The organism is Paraburkholderia dipogonis (genome assembly GCF_042680985.1).
Lineage (GTDB): Bacteria > Pseudomonadota > Gammaproteobacteria > Burkholderiales > Burkholderiaceae > Paraburkholderia > Paraburkholderia phytofirmans.
In genome coordinates, this window is record NZ_JBHUFR010000045.1 from 112799 (window position 1) to 129967 (window position 17169).

Sequence of the window (17169 nt, forward strand, 5' to 3'; positions counted from 1 at the left end):
AGACAATGATGCAATTCGAAGAAATCACTTACGCAGAAGACGGCCCGGTTGGCACGATCACACTGAATCGCCCGCAAGACGGGAACATGTTCACCGAGCGTATGTGTCATGAGATTCGCGACTGTATCAATGAGATTCGTCGCGAAACACGTACGCGAGTGATCGTGATTACCGGCGCGGGCGACAAATTTTTCTGCACGGGTGGTCGCAAGGAGGGTATGCAGGATTCGACACTGTACGCCGGCGTGTTGCCTACGCTGGAGATGTACGAGAGCATCGACCGCCTGCAAAAGCCAGTGATCGCATCTGTTAACGGCTTCGCTGTGGGTGGCGGCAACGTGTTGCAGGTCGTCTGCGATCTTACGATAGCAAAAGAGAGCGCAGTCTTTCGACAGGTCGGACCGATGGTCGGTAGTTTCGACGGTGGTTACGGCACATGGTATCTGGAGGATCTGGTCGGCAAGAAGCGCGCCAAGGACATCTGGTATCGGAACCCGAAGATCTCAGCCCATGAGGCACTTGAAATGGGTTTGATCAATAAGGTGGTACCGGACGATCAGCTTAAGACTGCTACGCGGGAATACGCCCTTGAAATCGCTGAGCGTGGCGCCTTTGCTCTTGCTTCGATCAAAAGCGCATTCAATGCGCGTCACGGCGGTGTCAGCGGCCTTTCGCGCATGGCTCACGATCTGTTGCTGCGCGGCTATCTCGATTCTGAAGAGCATGATGAACTGGCGGCCGCATTTGCCGAGCGCCGCGCGCCAGATGCAGCGAAGTTCGGTCATTAAGAACTGGAGGTAGGGCATCATGCAAAACATCCTGACACTTCACAATCCCGAGAAGGCCCGTGAGTACCATCTCGCGGGCGTGTGGCAGCAAGACACGCTCTACACTTTAGCTCGACGCCATGCGAGAGAGACGCCGACTGCTTGTGCATTGCGCGATGCCGAGTTGCGTCTCACCTGGCGAGAGACGGTGGAGTGGGCTGACAGCGTCGCGGAAGCGCTACATCGTGAAGGGCTTCGTGCGGGCGACCGGGTTGGGGTCTGGCTGCCCAACGTTGTCGAGACAGTCGTGATTCTCCTCGCGTGCTCCCGCAACGGATACGTGTGCTGTCCTTCGTTACATCAGAACTACACGGTCGAAGAAATTGCTCTTCTTCTCGAGCAGATTGATTGTCGAGCGTTGTTCGCAGCCCCCGGATATGGAGCGGACAGTGACCGACATTCGATTTTCTCGCGGTCAAAGTCGATGCCACATTTGCGCGCTGTGTTTTCGCTCGATCGACATATCGGGGGAACGTGCGAGGAGAAGGATATTGCCCCGTTTCCTGAACGTATGCCCCCGTCCATCACGCGCGCGCCCGACCTCAATCCCGACAAGATTGTCTATCTCGCTTTCACTTCAGGAACGACAGGTTCGCCGAAAGGCGTCATGCATAGCGATAACACGCTGTTAGCCAACGGACGGGCGCTCACGTACGACTGGGCACGTACGACGGACACCGTGCTGCTGTCGCTGAGTCCGATGAGCCATCACATTGCGACCGTTGCAATTGAACAGATGTTGGCAGTCGGTTTCGAATTGGCAATGACGGACCCGATCGTGGGACGCAAGGGCCTCGACTGGATCCTCGAGACGGGTGCAACTTACGTGATGGGTGTACCAACGCACGCGATGGATGTGCTGGCAGAGGTTTCTCAGCGCGGACTGCGTGAGCTCGGTAGGGTCAAGTCGTTCTACATGGCCGGCGCTCCTATTCCGCGCGAGGTCGCTCAAAAATTCGTCAACCTTGGCGTCACGCCACAGAACGTCTATGGCATGACGGAGAACGGATCACATCAATACACGGTTCCCGCTGATACAGCCGACACGATCGTTTCTACGTGCGGCCGCTCTTGTAATGGCTATGAAGTGAAGCTCTGGCGACAGGAGGATCCGGACACGGAGGCGCGTCCCGGCGAGGTCGGCGAGATTGGTGGGCGAGGCGGGCTGCTTATGCTTGGTTATTTCAGCAATCAGGTGGCAACTGAGCGTTCGTTCAATCGGCATGGCTGGTTCATGAGTGGGGATCTGGGGGTATTCACGGATGACGGCTGTCTGAAGATCGTAGGTCGCAAGAAGGATCTGATTATTCGCGGCGGACACAACATACATCCGGCCCGGATTGAAGATCTCGCCATGCGACACCGCGATCTGGAGCGAGCCGCCGCGTTTCCGGTCGCCGATGATCGGCTTGGAGAAAAGGTTTGTCTCGCGGTCGTATGCAAGCCGGGATGCAGTGTTGATCCCGAGGCGTTACTAGCCTGGTTGGCCGAAGCCGGACTTTCGAAATATGACATGCCGGAGTACTTCATGGATTTGGCAGCGTTTCCGATGACGGCAAGCGGCAAGATTCTGAAGCGTTCTTTGGCAGAAAAAGTAGCCGCTGGCGAGATCAAGCCGCTCGCGGTGCGTTATGTGGTTGAACACGCCTCAGGAGCACGTGCATGACGGTCCAATTGGTGTTTGAAGACTCACTGGCTTACCTCACGCTGAATCGGGTCGAGGCGCTAAATGCGTTGAGTTTCGAGGTGTTGCGGGAGATTTCAGTTGCTATCGATGAGGTCGCATCCTCTGACTCGCGCGCGCTCGTGATTACGGGGAGTGGCGAGAACGCCTTTTGTGCGGGAGCTGATATCAAGGAGCTGGTGGGACGCAATCTGATGGAGGAACGCAGAGGCGCCGAGTTCGGCCAGGCAGCATTCGCCAAGCTCGATCGTCTGCCGATTCCGTCAATCGCGGTCCTTCATGGTTATGCATTCGGCGGGGGGCTCGAACTCGCTCTGGCCTGCACTTTCCGCGTTGCGACTCACAAGGCAAAGATGGGACTGCCAGAAATCAAGCTCGGCCTGATTCCAGGCTATGGAGGAACCCAACGTTTGCCACGATTGATCGGCGAAGCGAGGGCGCTTGAGTTGATCATGTCTGGACGTACGGTGGACGCTGAAGAGGCTCTGCGCATTGGTCTCGTAAATCGCGTGGTCGATGGTGGTGATCCCACAGCAATCGGTGCCGAATTTGCCCGGCAGTTCACGCCATTCAGCCGGTGCGCGTCGCTGTTCGCGCGAGAAGCAGTGCAGCGTGCAGCAGGCGTGAGTTTGCAAGAGGGTTTGCGAATCGAGGCGGATCTGTCGACCCTAGCCTATCGTACGGCGGACGCCGCAGAGGGAATGCGCGCATTTGTAGAAAAGCGCACTCCGCACTTCAAGGATGCCTGATATGAAAAAAGGATGTGTAGTCGTAACGGGAGCCAGCCGTGGCATCGGTGCCGCAATTGCAGAAGCACTCGCAAGATCGGGGTTCACTGTCGCGTGCCTTTCCCGGACTGGTGGATTTCCCCAGCGCGACGGTCTGGATGATGATATCCGCTCGAGGTTGATTCCCGTGAAGTGCGACATCAATAACCGCGCTCAGCTGGAAGAAGCGTTTCAGACGGTTGTAAAGCAGTCTGCGGTATCCATTGTTGGCTTGGTCAACAATGCCGGCATTCATCTCGACGGCGCCTCCGATTCGTTCGCACTCGCAGACTTTGAGAGTGTGATGTCGACCAATGTGACAGCGCTGTTTTCAGTTAGTCAGGTTGGGCTACCTTACTTGCGCGAAGCAGGATCAAGTGTAGTTGTCAATATCGGTTCCTTTTTCGACAAGCTTGGCGTCAAACGCAATACGGCCTATTGCGCATCGAAAGCGGCCGTCGGTGCTATCACCCGATGTCTCGCAGTTGAATGGGCGAAGTTTGGTGTGCGTGTGATGAACGTGGCACCTGGCTACATCGTTACGGATCTGAACCGCGAGGAGATGTCCGGAGAGGCCTTGCGCAAATTCCTTGAAAAGCGCATCCCGATGGGCAAGCCTGGTGGGGCCGATGATGTCGCTCATCTGGTCGTTTCACTTTTCGGTGACGCCGGGGCATTCATGACCGGGGAGACCTTCTACGTGGACGGTGGCCAGGGCATGGCACTCTAAAGGATGATGACAATGAATGTACTGGAACGGCTGGACGCACGGGTCAAGCTGGGCGACGAAGAAAGGATGGTACTCGACAGCGTTCAGAAGCTCGCGAACGAGCAACTGGCGCCGCGCGCGGCTCAGTACGACCGTAGCGGCGAGTTTCCATGGGACAACGTCAAGGCGATTAACGAACTCGGCCTGAATGCGATGTTCGTACCGGAAGAATACGGCGGCGCACCGCTCTCATTCGCGTGTTACGTGTCGTGTGTGAAGACAATCTCAGAGGCGTGCGCTTCGACAGGCATTATCTGGGCGACGAACTTTCACGCAGCCAAGCCCATCGTGCAATACGGCAGCCCGGCGTTGAAGGAAAAATTCTTGCCGCGCGTTGCGGAGGGCGCGCTGGTGGCGCTGGCGATTACGGAGCCAAACGCTGGCTCGGATGCCACCGGCATGACCACGTCGTTTCGCGAAGAGGGTGACGAAATCGTTATCAATGGCGGCAAGACGTTCATCACAAACGGCGATGTGGCCGATATCTATCTATTGTTTGGAAAGTGGTCAGGCATTAACGATCCGAAGAAGGCCATTTCGGTGCTGATTTTGGAGAAAGGAACACCGGGGCTGTCTGTACTTGGCACGGAACACAAGATGGGTACGCGCGCTTCGAGCACAGCGACGATTTCTTTCGAGAATTGTCGCGTTCCCCGATCCAACCTGATGGGCGAGCCAGGTGAGGGATTGAAGATTCTGTTCGGCTCGCTCAATCGTTCGCGCCCGAGCGTCGCCGCGCATGCGCTTGGCATCGCTCGGGCTGCGTTCGAGGATGCCGTAGCGTACATCAACGAACGTAAGCAATCGGGGCGCCGCATCATCGAATTTCAAGGTGTCCAGTTCATGCTCGCAGACATGGCATCGGAATTGGCATTGTGCGAGTCATGGCTCTGGCGCGTGGCCGAGATGGTGGACAGTGGCGAGCAAGACTTTGGTATTGAAGCTTCGATACTGAAAATGCGCGCCACCGACGCTGCAATGCGTATTTCCACGGATGCAGTACAACTCCTTGGTGGCTATGGATACTGCTCGGACTATCGAGTTGAACGCCTGATGCGTGACGCGAAGATCACCCAGATCTGGGAAGGTACAAATCAGGTACATCGTCAGTTGATTGGGCGTAGCTTCATCGAAAAATGATTTGGGAGACAGAGATGACAGACATCAAAACTGTTGGAGTCGCAGGCAGCGGCACAATGGGTAGCGGAATCGCAATTGTGGCGGCTCGCGCGGGCTTTGTGACGAAGGTCTACGATACCCGGCAGGACGCGCTAGATCGGGCAAGAACCCAAACAGAAACCTTTCTGAGGAAATCGGCAGAGCGAGGAAAGCTGGCAGCGGACGCAGTGCCCGAAATCATGGCACGCTGGCAAGGTACAACCCGTCTGGAAGATATGGCGGATTGCGACATCGTGATTGAAGCTGTTTTCGAAGACCTTGCTGTCAAGCATGAGTTGTTCACCAAGCTTAATGCGATTTGCGGCGAACAGGCGCTGTTTGCATCGAATACCTCAACCATCGCGATCACTGAGATCGCGGGTGGGTCAGGACGCCCCGACCGGTTCGTCGGCATGCATTTTTGCTTGCCCGCCCAGCTGATGAAGCTCATCGAGATGTCGCCGGGGATGAGCACCTCAGAAGAAACGTTTGTGAAGGCGTGGGACTTCGCAGTCGCTCTGGGTCAGAAGCCTGTGAAGACGCAGGACACGCCCGGATTCATTCTGAATTACTTCCTGATTCCGTTCAACAACGACGCGATTCGCCTTGTGGAGCAGGGCGTGGCATCACCGGCCGACATCGACAAGGCAATCAAGACCGCGCTGGGCTATGCGATGGGGCCGCTCGAATTGCTCGACCTCATCGGCATGGACACCCAGCGTCTGCTGTGCGAAGCAATGCATGAGCTCACCCACGAACCGCGCGCAGCGTGTCCGCCGCTAGTGCGACGCATGATTGCAGCGGGAAGTCTGGGCAAAAAGAGCGGGAAAGGTTTCCATCAATACGGCGACAGCAAGATGTTTGGAGCGTGACCATGTCATATAAAGTTATTCGTGCCGGTGAGAGCCGTTCGTTTCCGGAGTCACACGCCTTCATCGAATCGGCCAATGTGAGCGGCGATGCATGGGTCTATCTGGGTGTCAACGCCGGTCAACACTTCTCGCGCGAACGCGCAGATTCAAGTCGCGCAGAATTCGTGCTCATCGAGCTGGAAAATGAATGCCTCGGTAGCTATGTCGAAGAAGCCGCAACGGTCGAAAAGAGATCGCAGTCTTCGAAAGCCTTCGGGTTCGCGCGCTTTCGCCTTGGAAAATCTGATCCAAGCAACCTTATAGAACTGGTCGTGCCCGCTAAACCTGATGCGGACGCGATGGCGGCGGCGCGCAAAATTTTCGAGGATGCGGGCTTTATCGTCGCAGTTTGCGGAGACTTTCCTGGCCGGATCGTAAATCGGCTTGTGCGACCGTATTACAACGCGGCGTTGCGTCGACTCGACGAGAAGCTTGCTACGGCTTCAGACATGGACATGACGTTGCGCATGGGGCTCGGCTACCCGGAAGGACCAATAGAACTGCTCGAGCGTACTGGGCTTGACGAGCACTTCAAGGTTACCCTGGCACTGTATGAAGCGCTTGGCGACTCGGCTTATGCACCGGCTCGACGGGCGACCAATGCTTTCAATCGATCGAAGTTGGGGGACTAACAACGCGTCACGTCGACTTCGGGTCTGATAGACGGTGAGACACAGACGCTTCGTCTCACCGTTGTTCGCGGCTAAAGCTTTAAGGCCCACGCGCGCTCCCCGCACAGTTGACCACGTTGTCGCTTCCGGATGACGCAGCTTCCGGAATGGTGATGCAACCAGGACCATCGTGACATTGACGCGGCGCTGCCGTCGAAGCGCGAGGATTCTGACCTGATCGCGGCTTACGCGAACTGCCATGAAAGTTGAGTGTCGTCAGGGACGACATCCTCGGACTTTCGTGGAGCCCACAAAGACACTTGTCGTCGAGATCTGCCAGGCAAACCGCGCGGGCAGCTTGGATAGCGGCAGCCGCGCACGAGTGGCATAACAATTGCCTTGTCAGTAAGCGGCCGTTTCATTCAACAAGACACTTTCCTATTCAAAGGCGTAGTCATGCGGAGTTATCGAGTACATGAACATGGTCAACCGTCTTCGATGAAGATCGAGGAAATTCCCTCGCCTTCGCCGGACCGTGGTCAGATGCTGATCGATGTTGAAGCATCAGGTATTAATTTTCCCGACGTATTGGTCGTTTCAGGTGCCTACCAACTGCTGCCGGCGCGTCCGTTCACACCGGGAAAGGATTTCGCCGGCGTCGTGCGGGCTATAGGTGAGGGCGTCACGGAATACGCGCCGGGCGATAGGATCATGTCGCAGATTGAATACGGCGCGCTCGCCGAACAGGCGCTGACGACGCCCTCTCAGTCCTTCCGCCTGCCAGACGGGATGGGCTTCGAGGCTGCTGCGGCCATGGGGTTGGTGTATCAGACGGCGTGGTTCGCGTTGATGGAGCGTGGTCAATACAAGGCGGGCGAAACCGTCTTGATCGGAGGTGCCGCAGGCGGCGTGGGGCTCGCCGCCGTGCAAATTGCCGTTGGACATGGCGCGACCGTACTTGCTGCCGTTCGCAATGAGGAAGAGGCCAAAGTGGTCCGGGAATCAGGCGCGCACCACGTGATCGACCTGTCAGGCGGCAATCTGCGCGACAGTATTCGCGAGCAGGTTCATGCGTGTACTGATGGGCGTGGCGCCGATGTTGTGCTTGACCCGCTCGGCGCGGAATTCTTCACCGGCGCGCTTCGGGCTACAGCGTGGTGCGGACGCGTTGTAGTGATCGGCTTCGCAGCTGGCGACATTCCGACGCTCAAGGTCAACTATCTTCTGCTAAAAAACATTTCTGTATCAGGTCTCCAGTGGAGTGACTATCGAGATCGAACCCCTGAGAAGGTGCGCGCCGCTCAGGATGACCTGTTCAGGCTTTGGCACGAAGGACATGTTCGTCCAGTGGTGATGCGCACGTTTGCGTTCGAAAATGCTGCCGAGGCAATGACACTGGTTCGCGATGGCAAAGTGCGCGGCAAGGTCGTAGTGGCAGCGAAGCGGAACAGCTAGGTTACAACGTCGTCGGTCGAAACGTTCTGCTAAGATCGGCGAAAGAATGAAAATAGAAATTATAGAAACTTAGGAGACTTAAATGCGTTCCAACATGCTGACGCTGCATGATCCGCGTCTGGCGCGGGATTTCTACGAGCGCGGCCTTTGGCAAAATGACACGTTGTATACGCTAGCTCTTAAGCACGCAGGCGAACGCCCTCAACACTATGCTTTCCGAGACGCCTACCGACGTCTCACCTGGAATGAACTGATTCGCTGGGCGGACTCTGTTGCAGCGGATCTCCATGACGCCGGTGTGCGGGCGGGCGATATCGTTGCGAGTTGGCTGCCGAATCGGGTCGAGTGTTGGGTGCTGATGCTGGCCTGCTCACGTGCTGGCTACATCTGCACGCTGTCGCTTCACCAGAACCACACGGTTGATGAAGTGCTTACGTTGCTGCAGCGATGCAGCGTTGCTGCCTTCGTGGGACAGGTCGGTTATGGATCGGGCTCTGACCTGAAATGCGTTTTCGATAGCATGAAAGCTGTCGACGGCGTACGTCGCGTCTATGCGTTCCCCGCAGACGGTTGGAGCGAGCTCCCGGACACTGTCCGTCCGTTTCCCGAGATTGAGACGTCGCTGACCACGCCGCCGGTTAATGACAACCCCGATAAGGTTACATATCTTGCGTTTACTTCGGGAACGACAGGCACACCTAAAGCGCTGATGCATAGCGACAACACGCTTCTCGCGAATGGTCGGGCAATGATCACTGATTGGGGGCACACCAACGAGACAATCATGTACTGTCTCGGGCCGCAAAGTCATCATCTGGCGACAGTCGGTCTCGAGCAATGTCTTGCGAGTGGCTGTGAGATGGTGATCAATGATCTGCGGAAGCGGGAGAAGCCTCTCGACCGCATCATCGAATCGGGCGCAAGTTATGTAATGGGTGTCCCGACCCACGCCATCGACATTTTGCTAGAGCTTGACGCACGAAAACTCAATCGACTGGGCAACGTGAGTGTGTTTTATCTTTCGGGTGCAGCGATACCAAGTGAGGTCGCCCGCCGACTGCTTGATCGTGGAATCAAACCGATGAACACGTACGGCATGTCGGAAAATGGCTCGCACACGTCGACGTTGCCGACCGACGATTTCGAAACTCTGGTTGCCACAGTCGGACAGACAGTCGGGCGCGGCAACTCCTGTTATGAACTGCGCATCTTCCGCGCGGACAACCGTGACATCGAAGCTCCACCAGGTGAAATCGGGGAAATTGGTGGGCGCGGTGCCTCGCTCATGCTGGGCTATTTTGGCAACCATGCTGCGACACGCACTTCGTTCAATAGCCAAGGCTGGTTCATGAGCGGCGACCTCGGCCGCTTCAATGAGAAAGGTGATCTCGAAATCATCGGCCGACTCAAAGACCTGATCATTCGCGGTGGTCACAACATTTATCCGGCAGAGATTGAAGGTTTAGCAATTTCCCATCCGCACGTTGTAAAGGCTGCAGCGTTTCCAATACCGGATGATCGGCTGGGGGAGAAGGTATGTATCGGCATCATCGTCGCTGAAGGTCAGGAGGTCACTCCCGACGAGATGCTGGAGCATCTGTTTGATGCAGGCCTCTCGAAATACGACATGCCGGAATATTTCATCTGCATGATCGAGTTTCCACTCACAGCGAGCGGAAAGATTCTTAAGCGAGAACTGACCGCGCACGTCAGGGAGGGCCGGTTGAAGCCGCAGCCTGTGCGCTGGATGGGACGCAAGGAGAAATCCCTGTGACTGCGGAACTGAAGCAGGTTTCTCCAGCGGAACTCGTGGATCTGAACGGTCGTGTCGTATGCATCAGCGGAGCCGCCTCAGGGATCGGCAGGGCGCAAGCCGAACTGTTCCTCGCGGCAGGCGCTAGCGTTGTAGCGCTCGATATCGACGAGGAGGGGTTGCGCCGCCTCAATGAGAGTTTGCCGACGTTCGGCGAGCGCCTGCTCTGCGAAACCGTGGATCTCACAGTGGCCGATCAGGTCGCGCATGCGGTAGCTTCGGGTAAGAGGGCGTTTGGCAGTATTGACACCTTATGCAACACAGCAGGCTATCTCGATGGGTATTCGCGCAGTTTGGATACTTCGGAGTCGGTTTGGGATCGTGTCTTCGAGATTAACGTGAAAGGGATGTATCGACTGACGAACGCGGTGCTGCCAGACATGCTTGAGCGGCGGTCGGGCGTTGTTGTGAATATGGCGTCAATTGCGGCTTTCCAGGCGGGTGGAGGCGGCGCAGCTTACACGTCGAGCAAGCATGCTGTGGTCGGATTCACTCGTCAACTTGCATACGACTACGGCCGTTCCGGTATACGGGTCAACGCTGTCTGTCCTGGAATGATCGAGACAGCGATGACTCGCGAAGTTCTCGCAGACCCCGATTCGAAGCTCGTCAAGACGCTTAAGCGCGTTCCAGCTGGCCGCCTGGGTCGTCCAGATGACATTGCTCGGGTAGCTCTCTTCCTGTGTGGTCCAGGAGCGGATTTTATTCACGGTGCCTCGATCATCGTGGATGGAGGCTTGATGGTGAAGTGATCAAGGCGTGACAAACGGGTGATACGAAATTGCCAGGTTGTCGCGGATTATGTAGCGCGATTTGCGCCGGTGACGCGTCCCATCAATGTAATGCGGTGCTCACCATATGTGCTGGCGACATCAAGTTGACCAGCGAGGAGGAGACAATCATGGAAAAAGCTGGAAAGCCTTTGGGTCCTGCAAGCATCGTCAAGGTCGCAGTAGCCAGTTTTATTGGAACATTGATCGAATACTTCGATTTTTTCCTGTTCGGCACTGCGGCAGCATTGGTGTTTAACAAGATATTCTTCCCGAATCTGAATCCCTTGACCGGCACAATGGCCTCGTTTGCCGCTTTTGGGGCTGCATTTGTCGCACGCCCGCTCGGGGGTATCGTATTTGGTCACTTCGGCGACCGACTGGGCCGCAAGACTATGCTGGTTCTCAGTCTCTCCATCGTCGGGGTTTCAACGGCGGGCGTCGGGCTCCTGCCGACCTACGAGCAGGCTGGTTTGCTGTCCCCTGCGCTCCTTGTCTTCTGCCGGCTCATGCAAGGGATTGCGATTGGCGGCGAGTGGAGCGGTGCAGTTCTGATGGCAGTCGAGCATGCGCCCCCGCGCAAGCGGGCTTTTTATGGTAGCTGGCCCCAGTGTGGGATTCCCGCTGGGCTTGTACTTGCGACGGCTTCCTTCTATTGTGTACAAAGACTGTCGCCTGCAGACATGTTGAGCTGGGGATGGCGCGTGCCGTTTGTCTCTAGCGCGGTACTGGTTTTGATCGGTTTATATATTCGTTTGAAAATCGATGAAACTCCTGCGTTTTCAGCAGTTAAGGAACGCCAGCAGGAGGCACGTTTTCCGATTGCAGAAGTTGCCAAGACTGCATGGCGTTCGCTGTTGATTACGATCTTCGCAATGGGTGCATCAAACATCCTTTTCTACATTGCGACTGTATTTGTATTGCGGTATGCGCCTGAGCACGCCGGTGTTTCGCGCGACGTCGCACTTGGCGCAATATGTGCGGCTGCATTTGTCCAGGTGTTTACGATTCCGCTGGCCGCCATGTTGGCAGACCGATTTGGCCGTCGAACGGTGCTGTTGAGCGGGTCTGCATTGACGGTCTTGGCAGCGTTCCCTTTTTTCTGGTTGATCGACACCGGTACTGTTCTTGGTACCTTCCTCGCGTTGCAATTGGCATTGCCCGTTCTGCACGCTTGCACTTATAGCCCAATTGCGAGTTTCGTGCCCGAGCAGTTCGAAACACGGCTGCGTTATACCGGATCCGCTATTGGTTACCAGGTCGGCGGCCTGCTCATGAGTGGCCCGGTTCCCTTCGTTGCCGCCGCGTTGATCGCGACTTACGGGGCATCGTGGCCGCTTGCGCTGTACATCATGTTGGGCGGCGTACTTTCGTTGATTGCCGTTGGGGCGGCGCGAGAAACCTATATGGTGGACATCGAAGATACCACGGAGCATTTCGAGAGCGGTTCGGATTCGAGTGACACAAGTGGGTTGATCAGGCAACCTGCGACCGATTGAAGATCAGCAAGAATCGCGATCTCAATTCTAGAGGATGATGTGTGGCTATCGATTATGAGATGCTGAAGAATTGGCCGTTCGACGACGTTGTCCATCGATATGGGAAACGGGAAACAATCCTCTATGCCTTGAGCGTATGGGGAGGTGGCGGTGTCGTCGACGCACAAGGCTTGCGCTATCTTTATGAGCCGAATCTTTTGGTGGTTCCGTCTATGGCAGTCGTGCTCGGATATCCGGGCTTCTGGCTCAGGAATCCTGCCACAGGCCTGGACTGGAAATCGGTGCTGCACGTCGAGCAAAGCGTCACGTTGCATCGGGCCTTGGCGCCGGAAGGTATGGTGATCGGGCGCAGTCGAATCGAAGAAATATACGATCGCGGCGACAAGCGTGGCGCAATCATTGTGACTGTGCGCGATATTGCCGATGCGGAGGGCGGTGATCCAATTGCGACGCTGCGTTGCACCGAGTTTTGCCGGGGCGAAGGCGGCTTCGGCGGTCCTAATCCACCCGCCCGCGAGATTGAACCGCTTCCGACTGCGCCTCCTGATCATGAGATTCCCGTGCCCATCGCGCCAAATGCGGCGTTACTCTACCGGCTAACCGGTGACGACAATGCGTTGCATGCCGACCCTGATGTCGCGCGCACCGTGGGATTCGACCGCCCCATTCTTCATGGCATGTGCACCTTTGGTACGACTGTTTCGTCGTTGGTCCGCCTGTTGGTGCCGAACAATCCCGAAGTTGTTCAACACGTGAAGGTTCGGTTTTCTGCTCCTGTCTTTCCAGGCGACCAACTATGTATCGATGTGTGGAATAAGCGACCGGGGTGCGTGCGATTTCGTGTGCGTTGTACGTCACGCGACGTTGTTGTCATCGATCAGGGCTGGTTTCTCTTCAACACTTCTCAACACTCGCTATGAACCTTAAATTCACTGCTTGCGAAAAGCGCGGTCCTGTGCTGATCGTCATGATTGACCGCCCTGATGCGCGTAATGCCCTCAATCTGGAAGCTCATCATGAACTCGGCCGGATATTCGATGATTTCGATGAAGACCCCTCGCTGCGCGTCGCTATCATCACGGGGCGAGGGAGCAAGGCCTTCTGTGCCGGTAGTGACATTAAGGACGATTTGGATCCCGACAAGAAGCCAGCATCAGGATTTGCAGGCCTGAGCAGGCGTTTCGACCTGCGCAAACCCGTTATCGCTGCCGTCAATGGGTCGGCACTTGGGGGCGGGGTCGAGATCTTGCTTGCATGCGACCTCGCAGTGGCTGTTGAGTCGGCGCGATTCGGGTTTCCAGAGCCACGTGTGGGGCTTGCGGCGATCGAAGGCGGGTTGCAGCGTCTCGCGCAGCACATCCCATTTAAATTCGCTATGCAAATGCTTTTGACATGCGAAACCATTGATGCTGCAACGGCACTCCGTTTTGGACTTGTCAATGAAGTGGTCCGAGAAGATGCATTGCTCGAGACTGCATTACGTTACGCTTCGGCCTTAGTCGCGGGCGCGCCGCTGGCGATCGAGACGACCAAGGCGGTGGTAATGCAAGGATTGGCAGAAGCGGGAGTGACAAAGGCATCTGTATGGCAGCACCAGGCAGTCTCCGAACTCTGGGCGAGCGCGGATGCGGCTGAAGGCGTCACCGCGTTCGCTGCCCGACGGCAACCCGTCTGGAAGGGCAAGTAAGGTGGAAGTATTAGCGTGTGTCAGTTTTCTAAAAGTGCTGGCAGAACGCTGAAAGTCAACACGGGGCGCACTATCTAGAATTGCTTCAAAGGACGCAGATTATGGAGTTGCGCGCCCTTCGCTTTTCTCCGACTCAACATTTTCGGCGTGGGCCCTCGTGCCAAACGTGATGACGTTAGCTTCGCAGACGGCGATTTCCAATCTACATGGGCTCGATCACGGAACGTGCGGGGAAGTAATGACAAAATATGTAAAAGCGGGTGTGTTGAACGTAGCGTATCTCGTAGAGGGACCAGTCGCAGGTCCGGTGGTGGTACTGCTACATGGCTTTCCTTACGACGTACATGCTTTTAGCGATGTGACGAAAATTCTCGTGTCCAGAGGCTGTCGGGTTTATGTCCCATACCTTCGGGGGTTCGGTCCAACGCGATTCGTGGAAGATTCCACGCCACGGTCGGGGCAACAGGCGGCGATGGCGAGCGACCTGTTGGCATTTCTCGATGCCTTGAACATCGAGACGGCGACTCTGGCAGGCTTTGACTGGGGTGGGCGTATCGCAGCCTTGATCGGCGTGCTCTGGCCGGAGCGCGCCAAGGGCGTTGTGCTAGACAATAACGTCCCCGTGCAGGACATAGCACGCGACGCCGTTGGATCGGCATCCCCCGAAGCTGAACATCGATACTGGTACCAGTATTACATGCACAGCGAACGTGGTCGCGCGGGCCTGACGCAGAATCGCCGAAAATTCTGTCGCCACCTCTGGCGAACATGGTCACCCAATTGGACATTTGACGATGACGTCTTCGAACGCAGTTTTGCCTCGTTCGAAAATCCTGATTTCGTCGACATCGCGCTGCATTCGTACCGTCATCGATATCGGCTTGCACCGGATGATCCTGCCTACATCGAAATCGAGAGGCGCTTGCAGACTCTTCCTCCTGTACAAGTCCCGTGTATCGTCCTTGTAGGCGAGGACGATGGTGTGGAGCCGCCTGGCGGTCCAGATCCTGAGAGGTTTGTGGGTGGGTACGACTACGAGGTTGTGCGAGGGTGCGGCCACAATCTACCGGCGGAGGCGCCCGACGTATTCGCGGCAGCCATCCTGAAGCTTGTCAATGCGTGAGTCCGAATGAGGCGTGCCCCCTTCGTCGGGGAGAAGGGCGTCGCGTGCGGAACGGCAGGAAAGTTCTATCGAATGCTCGGGGCGAGTAATTTGGCAGCGAGACGAGCTTCAACACGGCATCCCTCAGTGTCGAAGCAATCGCCTTTTCTTCACTTCTTACACGGGAGGCGCGACCAGAGACTTCACTTCCTTGACGACAAAGGACGTGCAAACGTCTTTTACACTTGTGCAAGCATTGATGTGCGCTCGCGCGAAATCGCCGAATTCGGTTGGTGATTTCGCCACGACAATCAACTGGTAATCGTACTCACCCGAGATGCTGTAACACGCGATGACTTCCTGCAGTGGGCGGACTGCCATCTCGAACACTCGCATGTGATCAAGATTTCGCTGGATTAGGGAGACCTGCACCAGTGCGGTGACAACATACCCAAGTTGAACAGGATCGACACGCGCGTGATAGCCGGTGATGACCCCCAGTGATTCCAGGCGTTTTACCCGGCGCCAGCACGGAGAGGTACTGAGGTTGACCTTTTCTGATAGCTCGGCGCTGGACAAACGGGCGTCAGATTGCAACGCAGCCAGGATTTGCTGATCCGCACGATCCAGTGTCGGTATTGAACGATTCATTTCTGTATTCCTAAATATAAAGACTGGTTCATCACATGATGATCATTATCGGTGCGCAAATAAAGACAAACAATAGTGACTCTACTTAGGTACCGTTGTCACCACGGTCGTCTAACGGGCAATTGCGCTGGAGGCGGTTGGGACCTTTGCCACGACCCACGCGACGGAGCGTTGCAGTAACCGTAGCTCAATTCAATCATGGAGAGAAGATGAAGATTTGCGTGCTTGGCGCCGGCGCCCTAGGCTCTGTCATTGGTGCTTGTCTGGCTGAAAGTGGGTCCGATGTTTATCTTGTATGTCGCCAAGGGGCGCACTATCAAGCATTGGTCACACGAGGGCTCGAGCTTCGTGAAGACGGGAAATCTCGAATGGTTCGGGTCAACGTAGCGACAGACTGCGACACAGTAGGACCAGTCGATCTTGTAATCCTGCTCGTGAAGTCGTTTGATACCGAAGCCGCGATGGCTGGAGCGGGTGCTCTTTTCGGTCCAGAAACGGTCCTGCTGTCACTCCAGAATGGGCTAGGCCACGAGGAAATACTCAAGGAAATCGTTGGTGCCGAACGAGTCATTGCAGGTAAGAGCTATGTCGGTGGCCTTTTGGTCGAGCCGGGAGTTGTGCTCGCTGGACGACACAATCAGCTAACGCGGATTGGGGAACTCAGCGGGCAGATTTCGGAGCGGGTGTTGCGTATCGCCGCCGAGTTCGAGCGAGCCGGGCTGCGTGTGGAGGCGGAGGAAAATATTCAGGGCAAGATGTGGGACAAGCTTCTCGTCAATGTGGCCACAGCGGCGCTGTGCAGCATCACGCGGCTGACCTTCGGCGAGCTTTTTCGGTTGGCAAGCATGCGGGATTGTGGGGTGGCTGCGGTTGCGGAAGGGATCGCGGTGGCAAAGGCGATTGGAATCGATCTTACGGAGGACAATCCATGCGAGATTTGGGATCGGATTCCAGTCGGACTGCCGTTCGAATTCAAGCCGTCGATGTTACAGAGCATCGAGAAAGGATCGGTCACGGAAATCGACTACGTCAACGGGTCAGTTGTGCGCCTTGGCGAGAAATACAACGTACCAACTCCCGTCAACCGTACTTTGGTTACCTGTGTCAAAGGTGTCGAGCGCAACGTGGAGCTATCCAGAGCGGCAACAGTCTGAGGGTCGAGAAGACGCATGGCGAATGCCTACCTGGCTCTGTGTGCGCAATATGTATGTACCATCCCGGTGCTACCAAATCCCTTAGTGACGACCGACGAGCACGGCAATGAGAACGAGAAAGAGAGCTAAAAGGATGTTGCTGCCGACGCCGAAATGAGCCGGGTAATTGCGCCGTGAGAAGGTGCGGCCGAACGGACCGCGCTGACCGATTCGAGTCAATTGCGCAAACCATCATAAGCAGCTGTCGCAGGCTGCTAACGGGTATGCACTTTTTATAGCAACAGCGAGTCCCTGTCTTAGCATAACTCGCA

General features: G+C 56.2%; 16 protein-coding genes. 15 read left to right on the top strand and 1 reads right to left on the bottom strand.

Going from position 1 to position 17169, the window contains the following annotated elements:
* Window positions 1–8: 8 nt before the first annotated feature.
* The 14 genes from ACFSNN_RS39145 to ACFSNN_RS39210 all read left to right on the top strand — a co-directional run bounded on the left by ACFSNN_RS39145 (window position 9) and on the right by ACFSNN_RS39210 (window position 15074).
* On the top strand, window positions 9–788 hold the full coding sequence (locus tag ACFSNN_RS39145) for an enoyl-CoA hydratase-related protein (RefSeq protein WP_134465643.1): 780 nt from the start codon (window positions 9–11) through the stop codon (window positions 786–788).
* 19 nt (window positions 789–807) lie between these two features.
* Window positions 808–2493, top strand: coding sequence for a class I adenylate-forming enzyme family protein (locus ACFSNN_RS39150; protein WP_134465258.1), 1686 nt, complete (start codon window positions 808–810; stop codon window positions 2491–2493).
* Window positions 2490–3260, top strand: a complete 771-nt coding sequence (locus tag ACFSNN_RS39155; RefSeq protein WP_134465257.1) for an enoyl-CoA hydratase/isomerase family protein — start codon at window positions 2490–2492, stop codon at window positions 3258–3260. Before ACFSNN_RS39150 ends, ACFSNN_RS39155 begins: the two co-directional genes overlap by 4 nt.
* 1 nt (window position 3261) lies before the next feature.
* Window positions 3262–4008, top strand: a complete 747-nt coding sequence (locus ACFSNN_RS39160; protein ID WP_134465256.1) for an SDR family NAD(P)-dependent oxidoreductase — start codon at window positions 3262–3264, stop codon at window positions 4006–4008.
* A 12-nt stretch (window positions 4009–4020) separates the two neighbouring features.
* Entirely contained in the window at window positions 4021–5187 is a 1167-nt protein-coding gene (locus ACFSNN_RS39165) for an acyl-CoA dehydrogenase family protein (RefSeq protein ID WP_134465255.1), read from the top strand.
* A 14-nt stretch (window positions 5188–5201) separates the two neighbouring features.
* On the top strand, window positions 5202–6077 hold the full coding sequence (locus tag ACFSNN_RS39170) for a 3-hydroxyacyl-CoA dehydrogenase family protein (protein WP_134465254.1): 876 nt from the start codon (window positions 5202–5204) through the stop codon (window positions 6075–6077).
* 2 nt (window positions 6078–6079) lie between these two features.
* Window positions 6080–6748 (top strand): 3-hydroxyacyl-CoA dehydrogenase family protein, encoded by a 669-nt coding sequence (locus tag ACFSNN_RS39175; protein ID WP_134465253.1) that lies wholly within the window; start codon window positions 6080–6082, stop codon window positions 6746–6748.
* Window positions 6749–7225: 477 nt separating this feature from the next.
* Window positions 7226–8182: an NADPH:quinone oxidoreductase family protein gene (locus ACFSNN_RS39180; protein ID WP_244323007.1), complete on the top strand. Its 957-nt coding sequence runs from the start codon at window positions 7226–7228 to the stop codon at window positions 8180–8182.
* Window positions 8183–8264: 82 nt separating this feature from the next.
* The gene (locus ACFSNN_RS39185) at window positions 8265–9956 is read left to right on the top strand and encodes a class I adenylate-forming enzyme family protein (protein ID WP_134465251.1); all 1692 of its coding nucleotides are present in this window, start codon (window positions 8265–8267) and stop codon (window positions 9954–9956) included.
* Window positions 9953–10747 carry an SDR family NAD(P)-dependent oxidoreductase gene (locus tag ACFSNN_RS39190; protein ID WP_208949600.1) on the top strand — a complete coding sequence of 265 codons (795 nt, stop codon included), beginning with the start codon at window positions 9953–9955 and terminating at the stop codon, window positions 10745–10747. Before ACFSNN_RS39185 ends, ACFSNN_RS39190 begins: the two co-directional genes overlap by 4 nt.
* A 149-nt stretch (window positions 10748–10896) precedes the next feature.
* Window positions 10897–12264 carry an MFS transporter gene (locus tag ACFSNN_RS39195; RefSeq protein WP_134465250.1) on the top strand — a complete coding sequence of 456 codons (1368 nt, stop codon included), beginning with the start codon at window positions 10897–10899 and terminating at the stop codon, window positions 12262–12264.
* 41 nt (window positions 12265–12305) lie between these two features.
* Complete coding sequence (locus ACFSNN_RS39200; protein WP_134465249.1) at window positions 12306–13184, top strand: MaoC/PaaZ C-terminal domain-containing protein; 879 nt, start codon at window positions 12306–12308, stop codon at window positions 13182–13184.
* Window positions 13181–13951, top strand: coding sequence for an enoyl-CoA hydratase-related protein (locus ACFSNN_RS39205; protein WP_134465248.1), 771 nt, complete (start codon window positions 13181–13183; stop codon window positions 13949–13951). Before ACFSNN_RS39200 ends, ACFSNN_RS39205 begins: the two co-directional genes overlap by 4 nt.
* Window positions 13952–14189: 238 nt before the next feature.
* Entirely contained in the window at window positions 14190–15074 is an 885-nt protein-coding gene (locus ACFSNN_RS39210) for an alpha/beta fold hydrolase (protein ID WP_134465247.1), read from the top strand.
* 156 nt (window positions 15075–15230) lie between these two features.
* Here ACFSNN_RS39210 and ACFSNN_RS39215 read toward each other — a convergent pair whose 3' ends face one another.
* Window positions 15231–15704 carry an Lrp/AsnC family transcriptional regulator gene (locus tag ACFSNN_RS39215; protein WP_134465246.1) on the bottom strand — a complete coding sequence of 158 codons (474 nt, stop codon included), beginning with the start codon at window positions 15702–15704 and terminating at the stop codon, window positions 15231–15233.
* Window positions 15705–15913: 209 nt separating this feature from the next.
* Between ACFSNN_RS39215 and ACFSNN_RS39220 the strand changes: the two genes are divergently transcribed.
* The gene (locus ACFSNN_RS39220; RefSeq protein WP_134465245.1) at window positions 15914–16858 is read left to right on the top strand and encodes a ketopantoate reductase family protein; all 945 of its coding nucleotides are present in this window, start codon (window positions 15914–15916) and stop codon (window positions 16856–16858) included.
* Window positions 16859–17169 lie beyond the last annotated feature (311 nt).

Coding starts and splice junctions, on each gene's coding strand:
- ACFSNN_RS39195 (WP_134465250.1), top strand. CDS start 10,897: ATGGAAAAAGCTGGAAAGCCTTTGGGTCCTGCAAGCATCGTCAAGGTC.
- ACFSNN_RS39150 (WP_134465258.1), top strand. CDS start 808: ATGCAAAACATCCTGACACTTCACAATCCCGAGAAGGCCCGTGAGTAC.
- ACFSNN_RS39210 (WP_134465247.1), top strand. CDS start 14,190: ATGACAAAATATGTAAAAGCGGGTGTGTTGAACGTAGCGTATCTCGTA.
- ACFSNN_RS39165 (WP_134465255.1), top strand. CDS start 4,021: ATGAATGTACTGGAACGGCTGGACGCACGGGTCAAGCTGGGCGACGAA.
- ACFSNN_RS39155 (WP_134465257.1), top strand. CDS start 2,490: ATGACGGTCCAATTGGTGTTTGAAGACTCACTGGCTTACCTCACGCTG.
- ACFSNN_RS39160 (WP_134465256.1), top strand. CDS start 3,262: ATGAAAAAAGGATGTGTAGTCGTAACGGGAGCCAGCCGTGGCATCGGT.
- ACFSNN_RS39185 (WP_134465251.1), top strand. CDS start 8,265: ATGCGTTCCAACATGCTGACGCTGCATGATCCGCGTCTGGCGCGGGAT.
- ACFSNN_RS39205 (WP_134465248.1), top strand. CDS start 13,181: ATGAACCTTAAATTCACTGCTTGCGAAAAGCGCGGTCCTGTGCTGATC.
- ACFSNN_RS39180 (WP_244323007.1), top strand. CDS start 7,226: ATGAAGATCGAGGAAATTCCCTCGCCTTCGCCGGACCGTGGTCAGATG.
- ACFSNN_RS39175 (WP_134465253.1), top strand. CDS start 6,080: ATGTCATATAAAGTTATTCGTGCCGGTGAGAGCCGTTCGTTTCCGGAG.
- ACFSNN_RS39170 (WP_134465254.1), top strand. CDS start 5,202: ATGACAGACATCAAAACTGTTGGAGTCGCAGGCAGCGGCACAATGGGT.
- ACFSNN_RS39145 (WP_134465643.1), top strand. CDS start 9: ATGCAATTCGAAGAAATCACTTACGCAGAAGACGGCCCGGTTGGCACG.
- ACFSNN_RS39215 (WP_134465246.1), bottom strand. CDS start 15,704: ATGAATCGTTCAATACCGACACTGGATCGTGCGGATCAGCAAATCCTG.
- ACFSNN_RS39220 (WP_134465245.1), top strand. CDS start 15,914: ATGAAGATTTGCGTGCTTGGCGCCGGCGCCCTAGGCTCTGTCATTGGT.